Source organism: Vampirovibrio chlorellavorus (assembly GCF_003149375.1).
GTDB classification, from domain to species: domain Bacteria; phylum Cyanobacteriota; class Vampirovibrionia; order Vampirovibrionales; family Vampirovibrionaceae; genus Vampirovibrio; species Vampirovibrio chlorellavorus_B.
The window spans coordinates 138,599-161,355 of record NZ_QFWH01000007.1; the positions used below are offsets into that span (position 1 = coordinate 138,599).

A 22,757-nucleotide genomic window follows, 5' to 3' on the forward strand; every position below is an offset into this window, starting at 1 on the left:
AAAAAATTCCCCGTCTTCAGGATTTGATGATGTAGTTCAACGTGAGATAAGGCGGCATGTTTTCATGGGGTTGCCCGCCTCCGGTAGCACCGGTTGTGGTCCCCACCGGCCCGTCACCGGAACCGTTAAAGTTCATGCCGCTTCCACTATGGGAAGGCGCCGAATAACTGTGGCCGTGAGAGGGCATTTCAGCCACTGTCAGTGTGTGCTTTTCCGTGCCGCCAAACCCGCCCAGCACATCCGCCTGTCCGTCCGTGACCCGGTTGGCCGAAACGCCGCCCATGTCATCTTTTCCCAAGGGAAATCGCCCTCGCAAATCGGGCAGGTTGAATGTAGTGACCCCATCACCCGCCCCATAGGTCGTACCGATGACAGTAAAGAGATCGGCAAATGTCGTTCGATCAACCGCAGAACCATCGCACAGCAGATACCCCGAAGGAATATCCGCTGTTGGCCAGGGATGCAAGGTGCCCGAGGGGATGCCGGATCCGGCTGCGGCTATCCGGTTCTGGATGGCTTGAGACAACTGGGTATTGTCATTCTTATTGGGAATCAGACCCGCATCCACGATGGCTTGCCTGATTTCTTCCTGGATCATGTTGAACCACCAGCTATCCAGCTTGGTGGCCGCAACGCCAGCTCCGGGATCCCCGTTGGTGAAATACCGCTCTTGGGCGGGAGCAGGGACATTGGGTGCGGTCGTCACGCTGGTTGAATTGTCAATGCGATACATACGCGTTCCGTCCTAGCTTTTAATGATGGCCTTGAGCGTGATAAAAGGGGGTATGTTGTTATGGGCCTGGTTTCCGCCCGTGTTGCCGGTTGTCGTCGAGACATTGCCGTCTCCGGAATCGTTAAAATTCATGCCGCCCCCGCTGGAGCTGGCCACGCTATAGGTGTGGGTGTGGCTGGGTAGCTCCGCCACACTCAACTGGACTTTATCCAAACCGCCCGCGCCTCCAAGAGAATCCGCTTGAAGGGCAACCACCCGATCCGCGCTGGTGCCACCCATATCGTCTTTGCCCAGGACAAAGCGTCCCCGAAGATCCGGCACGTTAAAGGTGGTGGCCCCGTTTCCTACGCCATAACTTGTATCCAAAACAGCGAATAGGCGCTGGTAATCGGTTCTGGAAACGGCCCGACCGTCACATTCCAGATAACCCGCCGGAATTTTTTCTCCGGCAAACCAGAGGATGGATCCCGTTTCCACCGCCAGACCCGCTTCCTGGATGAGAGCATCAATCGCCTTGGTGAACTGGGTATTGTCCGCTTTATCCGGGTTTAATCCCCCAGCCAAAACAACCGAGCGGATTTCCTCCTGAATCATGTTGAGCCACCAATCTTCCATATGGGTGCCCCTGTCCCAGAAGGCTTCGCTTTGAGCAGGCGGAATCGCCGGTGGTGTGGCCACCGATGTCACGTTATCGATACGATACATGCAAAGCCCCCTAGCTATAGGTGAAAATCACGATGGTGTGGGCTGGCTTATAGCGGTTAATGAGGCATTCCAGAATCTCATTACCCCAACTGCGAATCGGATCCCCGCAGGATCCGATGCCAGTCTTGGTATGGCGAATGGTGTCTAGGGGCGCATTGACTTCCCAGTAATGCAGCCAGGTGTCCCCGTAATCGCCGATTCCACAAGGCATCCCGGCAGTGGTTGGCCAGGTTTCGGTAATGGAAATCACAAAGCCGAACCGTGCGGCCAGATCGATGAAATACTGCTTGTGCTGACCGCCACGGGCGTTGAGCTTATCCACCACCGCTTGGCGTCGTAGCTCAACTGTTTGAGCAAGGCCGGTGCAGGGATCGGGCAAGCCTGCCGTTCGCTCCCAATCCATCAGGAGTTCGAGTGTCACGCGGGGATCGAGTTCATCGCTCAAGTCATCCGCCCGCTCATCGATACGGGCGGATTCATCAGCCAATGCCTGCAATAGCCGGTTCTGGGTGAGATCGTCCTCATCCGGCCACGCCTGCCCGCTGGGTTTGAGCTTTTTAATTTGCTCGTAATAATCCTTGGCGCTTGCACTCATGGGGTTCTAGCTCCAGGTGATGGTTCCCACAACCGGGATTTCGCCAATCCCAACGGACACATTCGCCAATGGACTCAGCAGGTTATGGGCAAATTCCCCTTGGGCAATGGAGATCGCTTCCCGGATGCGGGACAAATAAATGGTGCCGCCCGGCTCGCCTTCACGCTTGAACAGATCGGCAAGTTCCGCTTCCGCAGCCGCTTGAATCAACGGATCGGCAACGGGAGAACCGTCGCTATCCAGAAGAACAATTTCAAAATCGATGGGAGCAGGCGTTGGAGCAACCACAAAGACCTGAGCCGTCACCGGGCGCAGATTCTGGATATAGTCATTGGCTCTGGTGACATCGTCCCCTTGCGGAATCCCGTCCGGGTACGTGTTATCCATCATAAAACGCACCGTCACTGTGCCCGCCCCGAGTTCTTGCGTGGCCCAGGCTCTTGTGACGCCTTCCACTTCGCGAGCCCAGTTCACATAATCAAAGAGCGCTCCCCCATGGGGCGGTTGTTGAATCCGGGCGAGCATTCTTTCCCGCAAACTGGCATCGGTTTCGGTATCGGTGCCGCCCGTCAGTTCGCCCGCCGTTGATTCGGCGTTAAAGCCTGAAATCGGGTTTACAAAAGTAAGAATGGTTCCGGTGACGGTATTGCCATTTTTTCCGGCTTTTAAGGCCCGGACTGTTAAAATCAGGATATTTCCATCAATGACCCCGGCTTTGACGGTTTCAAACAGCTCCCCATCTCCGCGTTGCAGTTTCTGGCCAATGTTTATCAGGCTTCCGTTATTACCGGTAAAGGTACAATTGCCTTGGGCTTTGGTAGCCGCTTTTCGATCCACCCCCCACACAGCCGCCCAGCGTTCCATATACTCGCGCTCTGCGGTATCGGGAATGCCTTGTCTGGCGATAAAGTCCAGGTAGCCATACAAGCCATGGGCCAGGCCCGCCAGGATACGGGCGATGACACCCAGAAAGGACCGCCTGACCCTGGAATCGGCTCCCGAAATCCGCGTGTTAATATCGCCCCGGATTCTGTCGAGCAGTTGCTCCAAAGTGGGCCGTGCAAAGTTGGTGTCCATGGCGCGTTATTGCTCCAGGAATTGGTTATCATCGGTGGCCAGGAAGTCCTGATTGCTTTCAAGCGACAGGATTTTGTGAGGGGCCACAGCCGTGGAGGGTTCGCCTTGCAGGAGCCGGTTCCAGATCAAGTTGAAACGCTCTTTGGAGCCCGTCATCTTGGTGATTTCAACGGTGATTCCCATCACCCCAGCGATTTTGCTCACCCAAAAGGTGGTGACCTGAACGTTTTCGGCAATACCGTCATCAATGAGCCAGGCGAGGGCTTCAAGGGAATACTCTTTGGCCCGGTTGAGCGTTTCTTGCGTGGCCTTTTCCCGAGCCAAAAGCCAGAGGTGCGATCCGATTTCATCCCCATCCAGTGCCGCAAAGGTATCGCCCCACCAACCCCGGCGAAAAGTTTCCCCAGCGGGAAGCGGATCGGTCAAGGCCGCCCGTTTATCTGTAAACAGACTGACTATTACAGAGGTTTCTAGCGTTTCATCCGCTTCAAGATCGCGGTATTTGAGCTGAGCGTCAAAGTAGCCCAGGGTTCCCCCTTCACCGGCATGGTGAAAGAGGCGAATGTCTCTTGTCATCTGCCTTACCCCTATGATAACAATGAGCGCAGGGAATCAAGTAAGATAAAGAACCCGTGAGGGTTGCTCACAGGGCCATCTCATGGCGTGTAATGTAGCGTGTTAAAATACACTCAATTGTTTGAGAATTCTGTATGCAAGCCTCTTGCGTAGTTTAAATTGAGAACAAGTAGTTCTCAATTGCCGCCAAAGCACGAATTGGATAGATATTAGTATGGAATGGTCATTTCTAAGTACTGAAACACTAACATTTGTAAGCACTATTGTTGCTTGTGTTGCAATGGTTTTTGCGGCTATTAGTGTGTATTTCACTTACAAGATAACCCAAACAAAGTTTGGAGTAGATGTCAGAGGGCAAGCTCAATGGGTAGATAGTGTTTACTCAGATGAGAAATATGTATCCAGCATTAAGCTGCAGAATTTCAAGGATAAATCGATCGCAATTTTTTCTATATATGTAAGGATTGGGCATAATTACTACATTGAAATAGAAGAGTTTGAAGATAGTCCACTGATATTGAATCCCTTTGAAACGATAAATAGAAACTATGACCCTATTGAGTTTTATAATTTCAATTCTTGTAAGATAAGAATTTCTTCTCTTCCCAGTAAGTTAATTTATTCTTCGGAATTAATTTTATACACTTCAGAAGGCCGATATAATGTTAGAAAAAGAATTCCAAATGACAACTTGGTCATGCACTACTTTAACAATCATTTGACGGCAATTGCCAAGCCCATCAGACTACCTTTTAAAGGTGTTTCATATGGAGGTAATACCAAGTTTATCGTTGAGTTTATATATGAGAATGGAAAAAGTGAAGTTGTTCCGCTACAAGAAGAAGATTATTCTTGGCAAAAATTTAAAAGGTTCTCTCTTTCAAAAGATGCCTTGCGTTCAAAAGATGACCTGGAAAGGTTTCTTGAAGACAAAATATCAAATAGTTTATTAACATGTGCTAGTTTTACTGTTTACGACCTGAACGAGAAACGGAAAGAAATATTTGAAGGCACGTACAAGGAGCATCTAGCAAGGCAAGTAAACTGGTTTGAGTATTATATCTTGGGCAAAATTTTAACGACAGTTGCAGAATTTAGACTGAAGCTTAAAAACCGAAAAGCAAGAGAAATTGCAAACAAAAATAATATATCCAGGATAGCCGCTATCAAACTTCGTAGTATTTTTAGATCTATTACTCAGGCAACTGACAGGTCTCGTAGGCTATTTATGACCAAGATTCGTAGTTTTTTTGAAGCCTTGTCAGACCAGAGCAAAAACTAAAAAATAGATTTTTACGGTTTAAGTCGCTCCCGGCCCACCGTGTTCAGGCGGCATGCAAGGATTATCAGATCCCGGGACCGTGCATTGGGCGTAACTATCCGTGTGAGTCGGAAAGTAATCGTATCCCCGGCCACCACAGTCCCACTTGATTCTGCTTACGGCATGGATTTCCACCTCATTGCCTTCCAGCCGTGCCACAGCATCTGATTGGATGATGATGTTGCCTGTTGCTTTCAGATAGATTTTGCCGTCTTTGGATTCCAGGGTGATGTTGTTTTCCGGTGTTTCTAAAATGACTTCTCCGTCAGCCTTGAAATGAGCGAAATTGCCTTTCTGGGTATAGACGGCCACATCCCCTTCAGCAAGATTCCGTTTCCTGAATTCCCGGTGCTCAACGGCCATCACTACCCCGTGAGAGCGATCCCCGTTCATGAAAACCACCAGCGCTTCAGATCCAGCAGGCGGATGGCCGGTAAAACCATATTGCTGCATCCGCTCAATGCCCGACCGGGTTTCACCAGCCAGCAAATCAGACTGGATCAGCTGATACCCGCCTGCATCATCAATGAGCTTCACCACACCGCGAGCGAGCATATTAAAAATCCGGCGCTTCATTTTGCCGGTGAGTTTGTCAAAGTCTCGTAAGTCCATCGGCTTTAGTCCGTAGGCTCCGGGTTAAAGGAGTCAGGTCGTGCAAGCTTGATTTCAGAAATGCGTCCGCCCTGGTTATCGAGGCGGAAATTAAGGCCCGAAACCAGCAGGATTTCATCGACTTTTAAAACACTATCCTTGACCCTGACTCGCTCATTCACGCGCCACAGGGGGCCACCCGCAAGTTGCCGCCACCCAGCCACGGTATAGGTCAAGTCAAAGCCTTTCGCCTTGCGGGTGGCGATTTCCCAATCCACCCGTTTCTGGCAAGTTTGCGTATTGGCTTGGCCTTCAGCCAGCATCATCAAGGGCCGGTGCCGTTTGACTTCAGTATCAACGGCCTGGGCGTTCGCTTTGGTATTCACATCCGGTTTGATCTCATCGCTGCCTTCGGTCTGGCCTTTTACCGTCACTTGCGAAAAGCGGTCCTTACTGGAAAAGCGGCCTTCGGCTTTCAGAATATTTTGCCCGCTCACCAGGGCTGTTTGCGCCTGGCTTTGGCTTGCGCGGGTAATCAGTAAATTCCCCGCCCCATCTGAAATGACCAGGAGTCCCCGCAATTTCGCCATACGCTCAATGGCTTCCACGACTGATTCCCCTTGCTCCAGGGCAAAGGTTTTAAAGGGTTCTCCGGTACCCACTTCAACTTTGATTGCGATATTTTCAAAGGGAGCCACGAGATCACGGGCGATTTGCTCCAGGCGCTGGTTTCTCCATTGGCCCGGTTCCTGAATGGCGGAACAATCTACCAGATCCCCCGCCTTATCCCGACCGCTCACTCGAAAGCTATGGCTTTGAGCATCATAACTGTGGGAAATATCATCCACGTAGCCGGTAATCACCGTATCCCCACCAATTCTCACTTCGCAAGAATCCATCAGGTTAATGGTGCGAGAGACATTTTGGCCAGGCCAACGCTCAGTAAGTCCTAACTCAAACTTGCCGGACAGAGTTTCCATGGAAAGCGTAATCGAGACTTCTTTCCAGCCACCGTACTTCTGGCCGTTGACGATCAAAAACACATCATTCATGGCTTAATCAACCAATACCTGAATGGCTTGTCCTGCGGGCATAAACAGAGGGTGCCGCACACGGTTGCGGGAGCGGATTTCCTGATCCCTGGTGCTTGTTCCATACAGGTCATAGCTAATCACCGCAGCGGGTTGCTGACTGGCCAGATACACGTCTTTTAAGCGATCCAGGTTCACGCTGCGTTCGGTGAGATCCTTAATCATTTGGGCTCTGAGATCATCCAGTGCAAAAAAGAGGTTGTCATAATCGGTGCGGCCCAGACGGATCAGTTCATCTTCCAGCAGATCCGCCAAATCCTGGCGAAAGCGAACCGCCTCATCATAGTTATCAAATTCCATGCGGGTTGCGGCTTTGGCCATCCCCACCACGGATAAGCGATTGATCATCCCGATCTGCACTTCCCGGTTTTGTCGCATCTGTTTTCTTGATGGCGTCGCCTGCCAATCGGGAATGGTATCGTCTGCCGCTTCCCACAGGCGCTGATACGTTAAAAAGGCGTTCAACGGGTTACTGTATACATCGCCCAGTGCTGTTAATAATGCGGCCGTATCATCCGCAAATGTCTGGGGGAGGCTTGCCAGATCTATGATATTGGCCTTGTATTCGGCCAGTTGCGTATTGAAATCCGGTTGCCTGGATTGAGCCAGTTGAACTTTTTCAATCGATTTTTCAATGACACTGACCATCTCATTGGCATTGTCTTGCGCATCTTTCAAGACAAATTCAGGGACTTCGCGAATGGTGTAGTGATCGACAAAGGCGTTTTTGGTGGCCGTTTGCACCAAATCCGCCGCAGCTTGTACGGCAAGACGGGTATCAAGGGTCGCATCGGGAAAACGGTTTTCGCCCGCTTCATAAAAAGTGAGGCTGAAATATTCGATCCGACTTTCGGCGTTTTTGTAGCGATGTCGCACGGGGCCGGGAATGACCCGGATGGAGCCAAAGAGCGGATGGATGAGAGTGCCGGGGTTGGCGTTTTTCTCAATGGCTTCTAGCAGCCGTCTGCGGATATCTTCATGCCCTTCCCCGATGACATAGGCATCAAAGGTGTATTCCCGAGCCTTCCTGCCCAAATCCTCGGTGTAGGGTTCGTCTTTGTAGGGATATTCATGCAGGATATTGCGCCTGCCGCCTTGGGTTTCCGCCGTATCCACAAAGAAACGGATGCCTCGGAAACTGGCGGGCCTCAACGTTTTTGGATTAGCCATAGCTGTTAATCAGTCCCATATCCAAGCTGATGTTGTGGTTAGAACCTTGTTGTTTGAGATCCGCCAGGCGCGGACGCCCTTCAGAATCAATGCGGATATGAATATTCAAGCGGCTGTCAATCGCCCCTTGCAGACGGGAAAGAGCGTTATGGGGGACAATCCGCCCATCCGCACCGGGTACAAAAAATTCCCGTCCGAATTCACCCACTTGATAGGGAAGCCCTTTGCGAACGGAGCCGCCCACGGCGCGGCGAGGTACATGACCGGTTGCCTGATTGGCAAAGCCCTTGAAATTTTGAACGGCGGTCCCAACCCCGGACTTGGCAGCGGCCATTGCGCCAGAAATCGCACTCCGCACCTGATGCGCCGCATTGATGAGAGGTTGAAAAGCACGGGCGGCAGAAGCCGCGGCTGTGCGGATGGTATTAAACAGTTGCGTAAAGAAGGGGCCGACTGAAGCCCAGGCCGATTTAATGGCTCCGGCCAGCATCACAATGGCGTTAATGGGTGGGCTCAGTAAGCGAATGACTCCGCCCCACTCATTCCACATGTTAATGAACCAGGCTTTGATCGGTCCCCAGTTCTGGATGATTAAAAAGGCCGCAGCCGCAATGGCGGCCACCGCTGCAATCACGATGCCCACCGTGCCACCCAGTCCCGCGCCAATGGCAACTATGGCTGTTCGCACAGCAGTAAAAGCAGTCCCCAGCCACTTGGCACCTTGAATGGCCGTATAAGCGGCTTTCCCAAAATTAAAGAGCGCCACACCGGCTTGAATTAAGGAGGCAACAAGAGGAAGCGCCATTAAGCCAATCACAATTTTCAGGAGATTGCCGTACCCGCCCACCGCTTGAGCCAATGCGGCAAAGCCTTGAGCCAGCCCCTTGATAACGGGCCAGACTTGTACTGCCACGGTCTTTAGCTCTCGAAAAAGAGTAATGACATTGTTTTTAAACTCAATGGCAAATTGCTTCAGTTGCCCCGATTGGGCCATTGCATCCACTTGATCCAGCAAGCCCTTGAGTTCGGCCTTGAAAAAATCGAGCAGGCCCTCTTCATACAGAATCAAGGTGAAGCGCTGCCAGGCGTCTTTGAGGTTGGAAATAATGCCCGCCGTGGTATTGGCCATTCCCACCGCAGCGCCTTTGTATTTCTTGCCCATGGCATCTATCAGGAGCTGGATTTCCTTGCGGCCCAGTTTCCCCGCTTCAGATAGTTTTTGCAGTTCCAGGGTATTTTTTCCCGTGGCTTTGGCGAGTAAATCCCAAACCGAAACTCCGGCTTCGGTCAATTGCAAGATCTCTTGTCCTTGCAGCTTTTGCTTGGTCCAGGCTTGGCCCAGCGCTAAAGCAATGCGTCGCATGGATTCTTGAGACCCACCCAAAGCACTCGCCGTATCGACAATGGCTTCCATTTGGCCTTGCATGGGCTTTAAGCCCAATGCCGTCATCATACGGAAGCTTTCCGCCACGCCTTGAACATCCATCGGGGTTCTTTTGGCAAAATCAGCAATCCAGGCCATCGCATTTTTGGCCTGTTTGCTCCCGCCGAGTAACCCCTTTAGGCTTTGCTCCAGGTTTTCCCAGGAAACCATCTGGTCAAAGACCAGTTTCTTGAAGGCCAATCCGCCCACCGCTGCGGCAGCACCCAGCTTGGCTGTCAGTAACCCGGCTTGAGCAGCGACATTACCCATGGCCCCTTTGAGGCCTCCAAAGGCGGTTTTAAGATTTTGGATACCTTGGGTGTTGCTGAGTTCCTTGAGACTGCGGGCGATTCGCCGGATGGGACCGGTGGCGTTATCAATGGCCTCGATGAGAATTCTGACGTTGAACTTGCTCATTGATGATTTCCAGGTTCTCCCACCAGAACATCAACTGATCCATGGTCATCTCCCCGATTTCAGACGGGGCAAAGCCATATCCCAGCGGATGGGCGAGAAGCGCTACAGTTCCTCGGAGTTCTCCGGGGCTTCGGGCAAAAAATCCGCAAACAACGCTTTGGCTTGCTGCATGTCTTTCAGCGTCATCTGGCCCAGCACTTTAGGCGGGAGCCCCGCTAAAGCGCTCAGAAAGCGCAGAAAACCTGCGTATTCCCCGGTTTCCTTGTCAAATTCAAGTAAATGTTTGACCCGTGGGGTTTGGAAGACTACTTCGGTAATGATCTCTTCCCCGTGCTGTAGGGGTTCTTCCAGTTGAATCAGATAGTCAGACATCAGGCTTTGATCTCCTCTAGTTTCATACCTTCAAATTTCACGGCCACTTCCCCTTCTTCCGTTTCCAGCTCAAAGAGTCCTGCAAACCAGGCATTCCGTAAGACATATGCCTTGCCGTTAATGAGTTCCACCGTGATCGATGAATCCACAATGGCTTCCAGATCATCTTTTCGCAGCCCGTCCATATCCGTAAAAGTTGCTTCGATTGCGGGAACCTGATGACGCTCCAGATACCCATGCACCCCGTCTTGCCCGGCGACACCTTCTCGCACCTTATCGCCCGTGATTTTAAGAGAGCCTTTGAGCGCGTATTGCTGGCCGTCCACTTTGATATAGGCGGTGCCACCCACAGCGGCTTGTGGCATCTGTTCATCCTCCATACCAAAAAAGCCGCTATTAGAGCGACCCTTTGGCTTTGTTACGGGTGCTTACACGCGGAATTGGATCTGAATGGCGGTAATGCGAAGCTGGTTGACCAGATTCGGCGGCAGCAAAATATCGACCCGGTTGGGGTCTTGCGCGTTGATTTCCACAATCAGGTCGTCTTTGAATTGCTCGATGTCTTCCACGAGACCCAAGGATTCCCATTCACTAAAGAGCGCAATGAGTTCGGCCTTGATGATGACAGGCGTTACAATGGCTTGTCCCGGTCCAAAGCGTGTGCCGGATTTGGCCAGCTTGTGCCGCCTGAATTTCTGGCCCAGGCGAAACCTGACCGATTGAGAGACATATGCCAAAGTCAGGAGCGTATTGGTATCCCGGAAGCTGGCATCCGGCAGCCCTTGGGGACTTTGGGTATAAGTGGTCACCGCTCTCTGGATACGGGCTTGCCCGTCTCTTTCTACGGTGTAGGTGGCAATACCATCAGCCAGTAATATTTCCTGTTCTTGCAACGTGAATTGTGAAGACAACGGTGGAGCCAGAACGCCCATCAACGGCAGAGTCTGGAAGGGCCGGGCCGGATCAATCGATCCATGCCATGCCACTTGTCCGCAATAAGCTGAGGCCCAGATCCAGGGGGCGGTCGGGCTATCGTTAAAGCCCATCGTAGTCAAATGCGGGTTATTTCTGCTCGCGGCAAATGTAGACAGTGTGGCAAGGGTTCCTTTCAGTGCGATAAAGGCATGGCTTTCCAGCATCCGGCTGTAACCCCACCGGCTATCGAGTTCCGCTTCCAGCAGATTCAAATTGGCGTTATCGGTAAAGGCGTTCAGTACAAAGTCAAAACGCTCATCCGGCATATTGGCAATGGCGTCAGCCAGATCGGGATCCGTTGCCCCGCCCGCCATTTGGGTAATAGTAAGCGCCACGCCCGCCGGTAACTCTTCGCCAGCGGCTTTGCCGTAATAATTGGTTCGGATATCGATTTGATTACCCAGTGTGCCCGCGTTCCGGGCTGTGAGCGTCACGGTATCGGTCAGCACACTGGCCGTGGTTAGAAGTAAGCTATCGGCATTGACGGCATCTTGAATCGCTGTGGCAATGGTGGCTGGGTTATCACCAGCAGCAACCGGGATGCGTACCAGACGACCGCCGATATAAAGAAACAGCGTCCCGTTTCGGGTGGCTCCGCTGGTTACCTGAATGGTGGCGGTGGCCTTGGTCGCCCCAGCGGCATCCGCAAGGCCAATGGCGTAAATATCCACGCCTCGGGTATTGAGGCGGAGATTTTTCAGCATATCCGCCAGTATCGAGCCCACGCCAAAGTATTGATCGGCTTCGGTGTTGTTATAGATGAGTTTGAGTTCCCCGTCCTGGGCGCTTCCTGTGGCAAGCATGGGGCCAATGGCTAAAACAGATCGCTTAAAGGGCGGGGTGAAGTGAAAGGCCCTGGAATTGTCGATTTCCACATAAATCGAGGGGGCCAACACGGAAGATGGAATGTCATTAAAAGAAACGGCCATTATTCGTCAGCCTCCTCTTTTTTGCGTCTTTTGGGGTTGGCTAGGAGCAAATCCCCGTCTTTGAGCCGCCTGCGGATATAGGGGGAATCCTCAACAAAAAGCCCATCCGCTGGGATGGGTCGCTTGGTAAAGGGGTGTCTGACGATGAGGTCCTTGTGTGCAGGCACGACAAAGACCTTGTTTTGCAAGTTCTCTTTATTCATAGGTGGGTTATCCCCTTAAAAGCTATTGGTCGAGATTGGTCAGCCGGTCTTGCTTTTCAAGTTGGCTATCAGGCGCTGGGCCTAAATCGTGATCAATATGAATGGTTTTGAGATCCATTAACTCCGGTTGATAACCATCCGCATCCACGATGGTTGTCTTGGCGTAAAATTCAAACATCCAGAACAATACCGCCCGGTTCATGGAAAGCAGCCGGGCTCCGTAATAGCGAATGGGTTTATACGTTTGAGCATCCGGCGTCCAGTTTAGAATGGCTCTCCAGATTGTGTCTCGAACCGCATAAACATCGAGCACCGCTTTTAAGCCAGTCCGGTCTTGCACGTTGCTGATGGCCACAATCACCCCAAATCGTTCTTCAAGATCCTGAATCTCAATATTTTGTTCAGCCTGGGGTTGCGCCCGATCCGCTAACGGAATGACAAAAGCGCACGGAACCGGCAGATCGGTTTTATCGAGATCCGAAATCGGGGCAAATTCCGCCGCCCCATGAACACGCCGGTTAAAAGTGGGTAGCGTGTGCTCTCGAAGTTGAATGATGATGGCATCCAGGTTCATAAGAATCTCTTCAGGGTTTCAGTTACCTCATCCACGATGTCATCGGCATGTTTTTCATAGGCTGGTTGCAGCCAGGGGCGAGGATCCATTTTGCTGGTCCCTTCTTCCAGAAAGGGCGCGTAAAAAATATGAGATCCCACTTCAGCCGATAGACCCCGGTTAAAGCTGCGCCAGCTAATGGACTTCACAAAGCCCCCGGTATCGGTTGCAGGCGCTTGTCCGGGAGCGGATGCCTGATGCTTGCCATACATCCGTCCTGATTTTGCTCCACGATCAATTGAGATTTTGATTTCCCGGTCAATTCGAATAGCAAATGCTTCAATGACACGGGCAATCGCTTCAATGGCTTGTTCACCGGCTTTTTGAAGATTTTTTGCATCATTTTCCGATAAGGTGATGCGTAGATCGATCATGGATTCAATTCCGCTTCTTGCACCGTGAATTCCAGCCAATCGGTCTTTTCATCGAGATAGCGAAAGGTCTTGATCTCAAAGCGCCGGTTGTTCCATTCCAGCCAATGCCTGTCCGTCACATCCCCTCGGTAACGCATCAGCACTTTATGGGTCACATCCGCTCCATACGATTGGGCTTCAATGCGTTTCAAGCCTGAAACTGGTATAAACTGCGCCCAAACGGTGCCTAGTTCGGTAAAGGTTTCCGAGGTTCCGAAACCTCCGTCAGGGATTTCAGAACGAACCAGAATCTTGGTTCGATGGCGAAGGCGGCCAATCATACTTTCACCCTTACAAACGGCTGCCAGAGCCCTAGCACGTCCTTGGGGATTCGGTTGCCTTCATCCCCCCGGTGTTCATAGAGATGCGCAATCAGTTTAAGCAATCCGGCTTTAATCACTCCGGGAACCGTGCCATACCCTGTCGTGTAGGTGATTTCAATGGGATTGATGACCCGTTCACCCTTGGGAGTCGGGGCACTGGACTTCAGAACCAGCAGGTCTCTGGCCTTATCCAGCAGATAATACTCCACCGGATAGGGAGAACCGTTGCCATCACCGTCAAAAAGGGTAAAGTCATCGATTTGTCGAACGGGGCCATGTCGCAAGGGAATCCCTTGAGCGATCTGCCAGGCAAAAGCCCCTTCCCGAACACCGTCCCACCAGTCCTCTTGAGGCTGCATGGGCCAATACGGTAAATAAGCCACCCATTGCTGGATCATCAATGATAAGCCAGTAATCGCTTCACAGCGTTCCCGAGCTGTCGTGATTAGGAGTTGGATCAAAGTATCTTCAACGTTATGATCCACTTTCAGCCAGGCTTTGGTCTCTTCCAAGGTGAGAGGTTCTGATGCCGGAGGCGTGAGCTGGTGGTATTCAATCTGCATGAGGCTTTTTTGCCTTGTCCGAATCGCTCAAGGGCTTGCAAAAGCCCGCATCCAGAAAGATCTTGGCAGTCTTGTAATCAACATCCAGCACTGTTCCTTCTGCGATGTCAATCACCTCAAATCCGTTCAAGCTGCCTTGAAAGTCTTGTATCGCTTTGATCTTCATCGTATTGGTTCCATGTTTGTTACACAAAGCCTTACCCGGCTTCACGTTTCTGGATTTTGAAGCCGAAAAATCATATAATCGAAGTGGGAAAGTATGGAGGGCCTCTAATGCTTCAAGAGCAATTAACAATGGATGAGAAAAACTCGCTAAAGGAATTAACGAAACACCTTTTACAGGAGCGTATTCCAGACGTCCATACTAAGAAGTTTCTATCCCTTGGGTTAGCCGAGCAGAAGTTGGGCGGATTGAAAATCACTCACAAAGGTCTTCTTGCCTTAAAGAGGCGATAATCAATCCAATAACAAGAAAAGACTATTGAAGACGGTGAAGCATACATTTTCAGGGAAATTTAGGATATCGGAACCAGGCAGGCCAAGAGTTTCTGCTGGTATGTTTAGTGTCTTGATCAATCAGAACGAACAAGTCTTTTCAGAGTATTTCAAGACCAAACTTTTTCCTGGTTCTTTGAATATTTCCATTGATCCCCCAGCTTCTCAATCCCTAAGGAACGATCTAGACAATGGCCGATATAAACCGGATTTTATTATCCCGAGAGAACACCTAGTCGGAATGCCTCCTTACATAGGTGACGGGCAAGCATGGAGATGCAATCTGATTTCAGAGAAAATCCCTTCTGATATAAATACTTGGGTTTTCAGGAGAATTGGTTCAAAGGTGCCTCATGAAGTCTTGGAGATCGTATCGTCATCAAGGCTGGTAGAACCTTATGGCTTAAGGCATGAAGATCCAGTGATCGTAGAGCTAATTGAAAACACGGAATTTATCAGAGGGGTGCACTTTGCCTGAGTATTCAGCTCCATCTTGGCAAAATCTGCTCCGTGGTGGTTTTGCATATGAAACTGCCTACTTTGCTATCCACCCATGTGATCGAGAGCGAGCACTCAAAATGTATTATATGGCGCTCGTAGAAAACATTTCGCTGGATGAGATAAAAGCTTATGCAGCCACATATCTTCAATCAAGAGGCGTTATACCTGAAGGAATTGAGGAACATCTGAGTGATGTTGAGAGATTTTATAACTCAATCAAACTACCTAAAATCAAGAGAAAGGTTTGGCTCATTACTTGGGAATATGATTCTGAGGATAGGCCACTTGCAGATAGAATCATTGCAGTTAAAAGTCTTCAAGTAAATCCTGCAAGGGTTGCAGAGTTTATTGAGCAGCATTACATGGCTACTCAGTATTCCACTTACCAGAAGTCGTTTTTTTCAACACGTCCAAAGTTAAATCCATATCAAGCAGTATTTCCGAACCCAGATTCTTACTTACAAATTTACTGTGGTAGAAACCCCAAAATTTACGCTCGTATTGTTCAAAACTATACCGTTGAGATCAAGGATGGCAAGGAGCACTTGTTTTGGGAAGAGATCGATCACAATATGGCCGCCCAAAGTTAGAAGGCACCCGGCAAAGTGCCGGGGCCTTCAGGAATCAGAGAGTGGGTCGTTTATGGGCACCGCCTTTGACAGCAATCACTGCCACCGGGATGCCGTTGGTGTGGGTGCCAGTCTTTTTCGGAACCAGTGCGGCATAACGCTTGTTGCCAACGTATCCAACGGAATAGGTTTTTCCGTCTTCCCCGTCCGCATCCACCGTGATAACTACCCCGTTGATATCAGGCGTCGCCCCCAGGACAAGGGCGGCATCCGTAACCGAGGCTAGATCCGAACCATCCGCCAGTTCGCCTTCTTTGAGGATGAACTCCAGCATCAGGGCTCCCGATAAGGTATCTCCCGATTCACCCAGTGCGGCAACAAGTACCAGGCTTTCAAAGCCTTGCCTGTCAATGGCGGTAACCGCCACTTCTCCGGCAGCACCACTCACGATCTGAGTGGCCAAAACGGGTTCAATCAGGATGTTATTGTGCAAATCTGTGGGCATGAAAAAATACTCCTTTCAGGATTACGTGGAAATCTTTTGCAGCTTGATGGCTTCAAAATTCACCACATCCCCGCCCACGCGAGCCGTATGGTAAAACTCGACAAAAGGCTTGGAGGAATAGGGATCCCGCAATACGCGAACTCCCTGCCGGTCCACAATCAGATACGCTTCCCGGAAATCGCCAAAAGCAATCGGTAGCGCTCCCGCAGCTACCGCAGGCATATCTTCTCCGGTACGAATCGGATAACCCACCAAGGTTTGGGCTAGGCCCAACTGATAATTGGTCTGCCACAAGTAATTGCCTTGACCGTCTTTCAGGGTACGGAGCTGGGTGAGGGTGGAGCGTTTCATCAGGAAGTTGGCATTGGCCAGATAGGCTTCTTTCAAAGAGCCCACCAGCGTAATGATGCCGTCACCGGTGATGGCGCTAGCATGACCGCTTGCCACTTGCTCAATCTGCTTATGCGCGGTGCCAGCGGGATAGGTCAGAATCTCACGCGGTTTTTTAATGCCGTCTCCAATGATAAAGGCAGTATTTTGCTTGCGCGAGAACTTCGCCCCGACTTTACGAGCGAGCCAGCTTTCCACATCAAAGACGCCATCATCTAGAAGTGTTTGAGTCACTTTGGGCTTGGCGTAGATTTCATGGACCGGGATTTCAAATTGCCCCAACTGCGGGGTCTTGGTATCGGTTCGGGTTTCGGTTTCCCCTACCCAGCCCGCATCAGCCTCATCATTGTCATACATCCCCGGATAAGCCCGTGTGCTGATACTGACCTGACCCGCCAGCTCCCGCATGGGGGTGGTCTCATACACGTACTGAATGATGCGATCCGACATGGGCACCGCCACCATATAGCCACCATCGGGATCGGAAAGGGTGGACATGGCTTTGGCTTCCAACTCCCGAAGGCCCACGTCATGGCCCTTGCGAAGGAACTGGTTGAAAGCTTCCTTGTGCTCCATTTCATCGGCGGTATATGATTTTTTGCCATCCCTGAAGATGACTTCTTTAGCTTTACGCTGCATGGCGGTTTCTAAACTGGTGATTTGCTCTTCCACGGAATCGAGCTTGGCATTGATTTCAGCCATTTTCTGTTCCGTGGCACCGGTCGTGCTCCCAAGGCGTTTGATTTCTTCGGCACGCTCGGAATCCGCTTCTTTCAAAGCAACCACGGCGGTCTTGTGCTCTTCAAGAAGGTTCTTTAACTGTTCAAAAGACATGCGGGGTGTCTCCTTATCGGATTTTGGGCAACACAACTTGCGCCAGCTCCCGCGTGGCGCAATTGGGGATGGTTGAACCGGGTTTTACATGTCCTTCAGAATGGCGATCAGCGCATCCCGCTGCTCATCGCTCAGTCCCTTGGACTCGAAATCTTCATCAGGCTCTTCATCATCTGTTCGTTGATTGGTTGCAAATGAGGCATACGCTTCATAACCGGATTTCAATAAGACTTCGGATTCCTTGCGGCTCATGCCGCATTCTCTGCTTAAGAACTTTTCCAATTCTCGAAAAGACGGCACTTCCCCAGCCGTAATCTTGTTTTTGACCACCATGACCCGAGCCATGGAATTAGCTGGAAAGGTCACAAGCGACACTTCCCAGAGATCCACTTCTTTCAGCTTTCGGGCCTTTTGCGCTCGATCAAACTCCCATTCCTTGGGCACATAGCCAATCGATAGCCCGTTGATCGCTCCTCCTTTGAGCAGGGCGTAAGCGTCCCGGCCCTGGGAGCTTTCCAGAATCAGTTGTCCTTTGACATACAGCCCACGGGAATCTTCGCGGACTTCCAGATAGCGACCCACCGGATTATAGGGGTCATGCATCCAGAGCAAAGCAGGCTGGGTGTTGCTAGTTTTATGATTCATCAGGGATTTGCCAAAAGCACCTGGCTCAATCACATCCCCGTCCGCATCGATATTGCCGAAGATAGAGCCATACCCTTCAAAAGTCCCGTCCTCATCGTTGATGGCCTTGATTTCAAAGGGCACTTCTAAAAACAGTTTGTCCATGAGCAAACCTCAAATCAGATAAGCATTCACGCAGCGACAGTTGATAATGTTCCGGGCCGAGCCCATCGGGTCTCCCGGATAACGCAAGCCCTCCCCATCGACTAGGAACTGTTCATTCCCATCCACAACCTGACCATTGGCTACCAGATGCCAGGGCCGGGTCCGTCCCGGCTGGACGGCGGCAATCCATTCCTTTCGGTAAGGACGCTGCAAAGATTCAATAGCGGTTTGGGAACCGGCGCTGGCAGCGGCATGCACTTCCGTTTGCGCTATAGTGCGGGCTCGGGATCGAGCAATCTGCCCGCCGGTTTTCTCAACAATCCGCCATTGAATATCAGGGACACTCAACCCTTCCGCTAAGGCATGCTCAACGACATGCTGGATCTGATGCCGGGTGGTATCACTGATGTTTTTGACTTTGGCCGCACCATAGGTGCGGGCATACCGCTGAGCGGCAATGGTAAAGTTGGCCGACCGACCCAAGGCGGGATCCAGAGTCCCGATGGTTTCATCGGCAAAACGGATATAGGTCTGGGTAAGATGATCCACCAGATGCACCTGAATGGGCTCTTCAAAACGGGAAACCAAATCTAGAGCGGCGATTAAGCCTCCGCGCTCATACACTTCTGCTGCCTGGCGGGAGAGCTTATCGAGATCCACGCCCAGACGGTAGGCAAGAGCCTTATCAAACGCAAATTCAATTCTTAAAAAAGCTTCCTGAAAGCGCTGCTTTGCTTTATCATTGGGCAGATTAAACATCAGGGGTACTCTCATCAGTGTGGTTCTCAATTGAGAACACCAGAGGCAGTCTGCTGGCCTGTACCAGAATCACATCGCCTCCTTCCACGGGTTCATAACCGAGATCCGCCCGAGCTTCGTTAATGGTCAGCAAACCGGCTTCCACAGCTTTTACGTTGCGTTCAAACCGTTCAGCCCGTCTGGGAATAAGTGCTGAGACATCATCGAGGTTAAAATCCAGAAACAGGTCATCTCCAAAAGTCGGAACCAGCCATTGGTTCAGGGCATCCCGTATCTTGACCAGGATGGGAATGACCGCATCTTCCCAAAAACCAAGTTTCGCTTGCTCCATGTTGGCGTAGGTCTGAGAGCCTTCGATATCCAGCATTTGAGACGGGACTCTGAAGACGCGACCGATTTCTCGGGCAGTAACGTTTTTGCCCTGTAGCCAGTCGAGTTCTCTGGGTGAGAATCCGAGCGACTGCCAGGTGATGTTTTCAAGTAAAAGCGGCCTGCCAGCGTTCCGAGCACCTGTATATTCCTCCTCGATTTCTTGCTTCAGTCGGTAAAACTGCGTATCCGTCAAAGGGCTGCCGTCTTCGGCTTTGTAGGTAATCACCGCCGATGGAGCGGCCCCGTTATCCAGTAATGCTTTGTTGTGGGCGTTTGAAGTGTTATGGAGATCAATGCCGTAAGCGGCAGCTTCGATAAAACTCATCCCGTACCAGTCATCCAGGGGATTAAAGGTTTTCATATGCAGGATCGGTGCTGTGCCCTTGATAGGATCGACATCCCAGCGGTATGCTTCACCTCCGGCCTGGTACTCATACCCCTGTGGTAGTCCGCTGGAGCCAGGAATAACTTTCATCCGATCGGGCCGGTGGAGCCATAATTCCTTGGCGCCTTTATTGGTGAGGATAGCTTCGATATAGGCATTTCCGGCAATCAGATAAAATCCGGCCAGGGATTCCATAAAATCACTGCCCGATTGCGTGGGGTTCGGTTTTGCCAAGAGCTTTAAAAGCGGGTGCTCAGATAGTTCCTTGCGATTATCCCCTTGACCCTGATATAGCACCCACGGAACAGTTTTGATTGAATCGCAGATCATGGAAATACAAGAATAAGCAATGGCATTACGCCGAAAGCCTTGATCGGCAAATTTCCCGTAATCGCGTCCGCTCCAGACCGCCCGGCCCACCTTGGCATGGGAAATCAGTCGCATGGCTTGGGATTGCTTGCCGAATGCGGCAGACATTAGATTGCGCCAGTATCCCATAACAGTGGTTTCCTAACGGTTGTATGCCAGACGCCGTAAGGCATAAGGATGATCGGCACCCGCAGCAATCATCAGCGTATATTCGCTTGCCGTCGTGCCAATATGAGCAAGGCCAGGTTTATTTAGACTGGCTTTTTGAAAGATCTCTTCTGGTACGATAAATTTTTCTGAGTGCATATCTTGTGTGTCATATAAGCACCGCTCTTGTACAAAGAACATTGACTCACAACGACGGCAATGGAGATGGTAATACCGGAACTCTCCAATAGCTATGCCCTTGTCATCAAAGACCTGAGCATAACGAACGACCGTACGTCTTTTACGATGAACATCTTCTTTTGAATTGCATTCTGGACAATGCATACCCAAAAAAGCCATGATAAATATCCCCTTCAAATCAAGCCCCTGGATCCTCTCAGGGAGTGCGGTCTCAAACACGCACTTGTTCTATGGCTAGGAGAATCACTTATATTCTTAATCTATCAGTTCTTAAATGGTTATTTAATATCCTTCAGGGAGAATACTCCGGGTTTTCAGGCTTTAATATTTCCCCGATCTGACATTGCAAGTAACAGCAGATCAGATCTAGATATTCCGGCTTGGGGACTTTATTCATATTTTGCCAGCCATAGACCGTCTGAAAAGGAATTTCCAGATCGGCAGATAACCGATACAGCGTTTTGCCACGCCGCTCTACGGCTTGTTGAATCGTAACTCTCATAGCAGTCGATCAGTTCCAAAGGGTACGGGACATTGGACATTGATTCATCCACTGATACAACGAAACGGAGTGCTTCCAAGAAACGGGCCTTCGGTCTTGCCAGGCCAAATGGCTTTTATCAATGCCCCTTTCACCGATTTGCACCGGAATAGGGATGAGAATATACAGCTTGATAACAGGTGATGACATGAGGGCCACCTCCTTTCAATGCAGCGGCTAATCCCCATAGAGGGGAGCCTCGTTTCACTTCACCTCATTAACCGTATTGCTGTCGGATCTCATGGACGGCTTGTTGCAAGCGGTAATGCTCGTCTTCACATGCTTGAGCAAGCCGTAGGAAGATTTCGGCCTGTTCCAACTCAAAGATGTGCTCCACCCGGCTTACCGATTTCCAGTCAATGCCTTCTTTGAGCAATCGGTGGGCATCCCGGAAATGCCGATAAGCGTAATCACCAGAACTTTCAGCAGGTTGTTTTGGCTCATGCCGCGTGAATGACTTCAACGTTTCTGGAGGGTTGTTGGAGCTTTGGAGGGCTTCTCTTACCACCGCTCGCTCTTCCGGCTTTCTCTGGGAGATGGCATAGGCTTCCATTTTGGTTGCGCCGGTCTCCTTGAGTTCCGGTATCTCTTGCACCAGTTTGCCGATTTGGATATCCCGACGAATGGTTCTTGGAGCCATTCCGGCGGCTTTTGCCTTTACTTCGGTAAAGGGCTTATTCTCCGTACGGCCAAACTGGCCGTACGGTGCCACCTTGTTTTGCCCCCGACGGACTTGAGGATAAAAGGTCTCGTAGATCTCTTGTTCGCGCGCTAGGGCTTCACACGCTTCCAGATCGCTCAGGTTCTTGCGCTTGGTATTGGCGTGGAGCTTCATCAGGAACTCTTCGGCATCATTGATGGGTTCAATGACATGGCAAGGGGCCTCTTTCCAGCCACCCGCTTTTATCGCCATATACCGATGGTTCCCGCTAATGATCTGGTATTTGCCCCCTTCGATGGGTTTAACGATAATGGGGTCCAGTGGCCCCATGGGAAGGAGAGTCATACTTTCCATCAAATCCGCGATATGGGCCTCATCCAGTTCCTTACGGATGGGATCGGGATCGATCACAATCAGATTCACATCGATCAGATCCGTAAAACCGAGTCTCTGCGTTTTCATAGCGCATCCCTCTTGTGTTGGGGGGGTATCACACACCCCTGGGTTCGTCTAAATTAACCTATAGCTGTTTATATAAATAGTATATTCTTATAAACCCCCATCCCACAAGCCTTTTGGCGAACTTTTGCGATTTTTAAGGTAAAAAGCCGTTTTTACTTCATTTTTTTAAGTGAAAACGGCCTTTTACCTCATTTTTTGAAGTGGCTACTGGTACAAGCCTGGAAAACGGTTCCTGCTATTAACCTGAACCTGACTGGATGTAATGATGGATGTAGCGACCGTTCCAAATTCCCAAAGCTCCTGGATAAACGCTTCTAGTGCCGGAATGGAGGGAAAAACGCCCCGCAGCATCACGGCATCCCCGCCTAAAATCTGGTGAACCACTACGACTTCTGGTTTGGCCTGGATGAAGGCGCGTCCCTTTTCCTGTTGTTCACGGGATGAAAAACTGAGCTTGATAAAGGCAACCACATTCAGTCCCAATCGGGTGAAATCCACTTCGGCCCGATACCCTTTGATAATGCCCATCTCTTCCATCTTTCGGACTCGCTCGGCCACGGCTCCCCCGGTCAGTCCAATCCGCTCTCCGAGATCCTTGAAGGACACGCGGGCGTCCTTTTGAAGGGCTTCCAGGATCTGCCAGGAGAGGTCATCCAGCCAGTTTTCAGAGAGCGGGGTCATATCAAA

Annotated in this window: 31 protein-coding genes; 4 read left to right on the top strand and 27 right to left on the bottom strand. The window is 50.8% G+C overall.

The genetic code is table 11. The features are described 5' to 3' along the window. Positions 1 to 16 precede the first annotated feature (16 nt). The 5 genes from DF283_RS10325 to DF283_RS10345 are packed head-to-tail and all read right to left on the bottom strand — an operon-like array spanning position 17 to position 3,686. Entirely contained in the window at positions 17 to 733 is a 717-nt protein-coding gene (locus DF283_RS10325; protein WP_303674766.1) for a phage tail protein, read from the bottom strand. A gap of 12 nt (positions 734 to 745) precedes the next feature. Continuing rightward, complete coding sequence (locus tag DF283_RS10330) at positions 746 to 1,438, bottom strand: phage tail protein (RefSeq protein WP_303674768.1); 693 nt, start codon at positions 1,436 to 1,438, stop codon at positions 746 to 748. A 10-nt stretch (positions 1,439 to 1,448) separates the two neighbouring features. Further along, on the bottom strand, positions 1,449 to 2,033 hold the full coding sequence (locus tag DF283_RS10335) for a YmfQ family protein (RefSeq protein ID WP_303674770.1): 585 nt from the start codon (positions 2,031 to 2,033) through the stop codon (positions 1,449 to 1,451). Positions 2,034 to 2,039: 6 nt separating this feature from the next. Next, positions 2,040 to 3,110, bottom strand: coding sequence for a baseplate J/gp47 family protein (locus tag DF283_RS10340; protein WP_303674771.1), 1,071 nt, complete (start codon positions 3,108 to 3,110; stop codon positions 2,040 to 2,042). 6 nt (positions 3,111 to 3,116) lie between these two features. After that, entirely contained in the window at positions 3,117 to 3,686 is a 570-nt protein-coding gene (locus DF283_RS10345) for a phage GP46 family protein (protein WP_303674772.1), read from the bottom strand. A gap of 214 nt (positions 3,687 to 3,900) precedes the next feature. Between DF283_RS10345 and DF283_RS10350 the strand changes: the two genes are divergently transcribed. Continuing rightward, positions 3,901 to 4,968: a hypothetical protein gene (locus tag DF283_RS10350; RefSeq protein WP_303674773.1), complete on the top strand. Its 1,068-nt coding sequence runs from the start codon at positions 3,901 to 3,903 to the stop codon at positions 4,966 to 4,968. Between the two features lie 18 nt (positions 4,969 to 4,986). Here DF283_RS10350 and DF283_RS10355 read toward each other — a convergent pair whose 3' ends face one another. From DF283_RS10355 to DF283_RS10415, 13 genes are all read right to left on the bottom strand, one after another. Then, positions 4,987 to 5,619, bottom strand: coding sequence for a phage baseplate assembly protein V (locus DF283_RS10355; protein WP_303674774.1), 633 nt, complete (start codon positions 5,617 to 5,619; stop codon positions 4,987 to 4,989). A 5-nt stretch (positions 5,620 to 5,624) separates the two neighbouring features. After that, positions 5,625 to 6,650 carry a phage baseplate assembly protein gene (locus tag DF283_RS10360; protein WP_303674775.1) on the bottom strand — a complete coding sequence of 342 codons (1,026 nt, stop codon included), beginning with the start codon at positions 6,648 to 6,650 and terminating at the stop codon, positions 5,625 to 5,627. 3 nt (positions 6,651 to 6,653) lie between these two features. Next, a complete protein-coding gene (locus tag DF283_RS10365) occupies positions 6,654 to 7,859 on the bottom strand; it encodes a DNA circularization protein (RefSeq protein ID WP_303674776.1) in 1,206 nt (401 codons plus the stop codon). Next, positions 7,852 to 9,699, bottom strand: a complete 1,848-nt coding sequence (locus DF283_RS10370; RefSeq protein WP_303674777.1) for a tape measure protein — start codon at positions 9,697 to 9,699, stop codon at positions 7,852 to 7,854. The genes DF283_RS10365 and DF283_RS10370 overlap by 8 nt, the downstream gene beginning before the upstream one ends. A 102-nt stretch (positions 9,700 to 9,801) precedes the next feature. After that, on the bottom strand, positions 9,802 to 10,071 hold the full coding sequence (locus tag DF283_RS10375; protein ID WP_303674779.1) for a phage tail assembly protein: 270 nt from the start codon (positions 10,069 to 10,071) through the stop codon (positions 9,802 to 9,804). Then, on the bottom strand, positions 10,071 to 10,436 hold the full coding sequence (locus DF283_RS10380) for a phage tail tube protein (RefSeq protein ID WP_303674780.1): 366 nt from the start codon (positions 10,434 to 10,436) through the stop codon (positions 10,071 to 10,073). Before DF283_RS10380 ends, DF283_RS10375 begins: the two co-directional genes overlap by 1 nt. 63 nt (positions 10,437 to 10,499) lie before the next feature. After that, a complete protein-coding gene (locus tag DF283_RS10385; RefSeq protein WP_303674781.1) occupies positions 10,500 to 11,975 on the bottom strand; it encodes a phage tail sheath subtilisin-like domain-containing protein in 1,476 nt (491 codons plus the stop codon). Further along, positions 11,975 to 12,178, bottom strand: coding sequence for a DUF2635 domain-containing protein (locus DF283_RS10390; RefSeq protein WP_303674782.1), 204 nt, complete (start codon positions 12,176 to 12,178; stop codon positions 11,975 to 11,977). The genes DF283_RS10385 and DF283_RS10390 overlap by 1 nt, the downstream gene beginning before the upstream one ends. Positions 12,179 to 12,200: 22 nt before the next feature. Then, the gene (locus DF283_RS10395; RefSeq protein WP_303674783.1) at positions 12,201 to 12,752 is read right to left on the bottom strand and encodes a phage tail terminator protein; all 552 of its coding nucleotides are present in this window, start codon (positions 12,750 to 12,752) and stop codon (positions 12,201 to 12,203) included. Then, positions 12,749 to 13,165 carry an HK97-gp10 family putative phage morphogenesis protein gene (locus tag DF283_RS10400; protein WP_303674784.1) on the bottom strand — a complete coding sequence of 139 codons (417 nt, stop codon included), beginning with the start codon at positions 13,163 to 13,165 and terminating at the stop codon, positions 12,749 to 12,751. Before DF283_RS10400 ends, DF283_RS10395 begins: the two co-directional genes overlap by 4 nt. Next, positions 13,162 to 13,485 carry a phage head closure protein gene (locus DF283_RS10405; RefSeq protein ID WP_303674785.1) on the bottom strand — a complete coding sequence of 108 codons (324 nt, stop codon included), beginning with the start codon at positions 13,483 to 13,485 and terminating at the stop codon, positions 13,162 to 13,164. Before DF283_RS10405 ends, DF283_RS10400 begins: the two co-directional genes overlap by 4 nt. After that, a complete protein-coding gene (locus DF283_RS10410) occupies positions 13,482 to 14,090 on the bottom strand; it encodes a head-tail connector protein (RefSeq protein WP_303674786.1) in 609 nt (202 codons plus the stop codon). The genes DF283_RS10405 and DF283_RS10410 overlap by 4 nt, the downstream gene beginning before the upstream one ends. Then, positions 14,080 to 14,256, bottom strand: coding sequence for a hypothetical protein (locus tag DF283_RS10415; RefSeq protein ID WP_303674788.1), 177 nt, complete (start codon positions 14,254 to 14,256; stop codon positions 14,080 to 14,082). The genes DF283_RS10410 and DF283_RS10415 overlap by 11 nt, the downstream gene beginning before the upstream one ends. 107 nt (positions 14,257 to 14,363) lie before the next feature. Between DF283_RS10415 and DF283_RS10420 the strand changes: the two genes are divergently transcribed. From DF283_RS10420 to DF283_RS10430, 3 genes are all read left to right on the top strand, one after another. Beyond that, positions 14,364 to 14,546: a hypothetical protein gene (locus DF283_RS10420; protein ID WP_303674790.1), complete on the top strand. Its 183-nt coding sequence runs from the start codon at positions 14,364 to 14,366 to the stop codon at positions 14,544 to 14,546. Between the two features lie 100 nt (positions 14,547 to 14,646). Next, positions 14,647 to 15,063, top strand: a complete 417-nt coding sequence (locus DF283_RS10425; RefSeq protein WP_303674792.1) for a DUF120 domain-containing protein — start codon at positions 14,647 to 14,649, stop codon at positions 15,061 to 15,063. Then, the gene (locus tag DF283_RS10430; RefSeq protein ID WP_303674793.1) at positions 15,056 to 15,676 is read left to right on the top strand and encodes a hypothetical protein; all 621 of its coding nucleotides are present in this window, start codon (positions 15,056 to 15,058) and stop codon (positions 15,674 to 15,676) included. Before DF283_RS10425 ends, DF283_RS10430 begins: the two co-directional genes overlap by 8 nt. A gap of 34 nt (positions 15,677 to 15,710) precedes the next feature. Here the strand turns inward: DF283_RS10430 and DF283_RS10435 are convergent, their stop codons facing one another. The 9 genes from DF283_RS10435 to DF283_RS10470 all read right to left on the bottom strand — a co-directional run bounded on the left by DF283_RS10435 (position 15,711) and on the right by DF283_RS10470 (position 22,751). Then, positions 15,711 to 16,160, bottom strand: a complete 450-nt coding sequence (locus tag DF283_RS10435) for a hypothetical protein (RefSeq protein WP_303674794.1) — start codon at positions 16,158 to 16,160, stop codon at positions 15,711 to 15,713. A 21-nt stretch (positions 16,161 to 16,181) separates the two neighbouring features. Then, entirely contained in the window at positions 16,182 to 17,384 is a 1,203-nt protein-coding gene (locus DF283_RS10440) for a phage major capsid protein (protein WP_303674796.1), read from the bottom strand. A gap of 84 nt (positions 17,385 to 17,468) precedes the next feature. Continuing rightward, positions 17,469 to 18,173 carry an HK97 family phage prohead protease gene (locus DF283_RS10445; RefSeq protein ID WP_303674798.1) on the bottom strand — a complete coding sequence of 235 codons (705 nt, stop codon included), beginning with the start codon at positions 18,171 to 18,173 and terminating at the stop codon, positions 17,469 to 17,471. Between the two features lie 9 nt (positions 18,174 to 18,182). Then, complete coding sequence (locus DF283_RS10450; RefSeq protein WP_303674799.1) at positions 18,183 to 18,947, bottom strand: phage minor head protein; 765 nt, start codon at positions 18,945 to 18,947, stop codon at positions 18,183 to 18,185. Next, complete coding sequence (locus DF283_RS10455) at positions 18,925 to 20,166, bottom strand: phage portal protein (protein ID WP_303674801.1); 1,242 nt, start codon at positions 20,164 to 20,166, stop codon at positions 18,925 to 18,927. The genes DF283_RS10450 and DF283_RS10455 overlap by 23 nt, the downstream gene beginning before the upstream one ends. Positions 20,167 to 20,199: 33 nt before the next feature. Next, the gene (locus DF283_RS10460; protein WP_303674803.1) at positions 20,200 to 20,565 is read right to left on the bottom strand and encodes a hypothetical protein; all 366 of its coding nucleotides are present in this window, start codon (positions 20,563 to 20,565) and stop codon (positions 20,200 to 20,202) included. A gap of 133 nt (positions 20,566 to 20,698) precedes the next feature. Next, entirely contained in the window at positions 20,699 to 20,908 is a 210-nt protein-coding gene (locus tag DF283_RS12810) for a helix-turn-helix domain-containing protein (RefSeq protein ID WP_443083014.1), read from the bottom strand. 256 nt (positions 20,909 to 21,164) lie between these two features. Next, positions 21,165 to 22,070, bottom strand: coding sequence for a ParB/RepB/Spo0J family partition protein (locus tag DF283_RS10465; RefSeq protein ID WP_303674804.1), 906 nt, complete (start codon positions 22,068 to 22,070; stop codon positions 21,165 to 21,167). A gap of 204 nt (positions 22,071 to 22,274) precedes the next feature. Further along, positions 22,275 to 22,751, bottom strand: a complete 477-nt coding sequence (locus DF283_RS10470; protein WP_303674806.1) for an Lrp/AsnC family transcriptional regulator — start codon at positions 22,749 to 22,751, stop codon at positions 22,275 to 22,277. Positions 22,752 to 22,757: the final 6 nt, after the last annotated feature.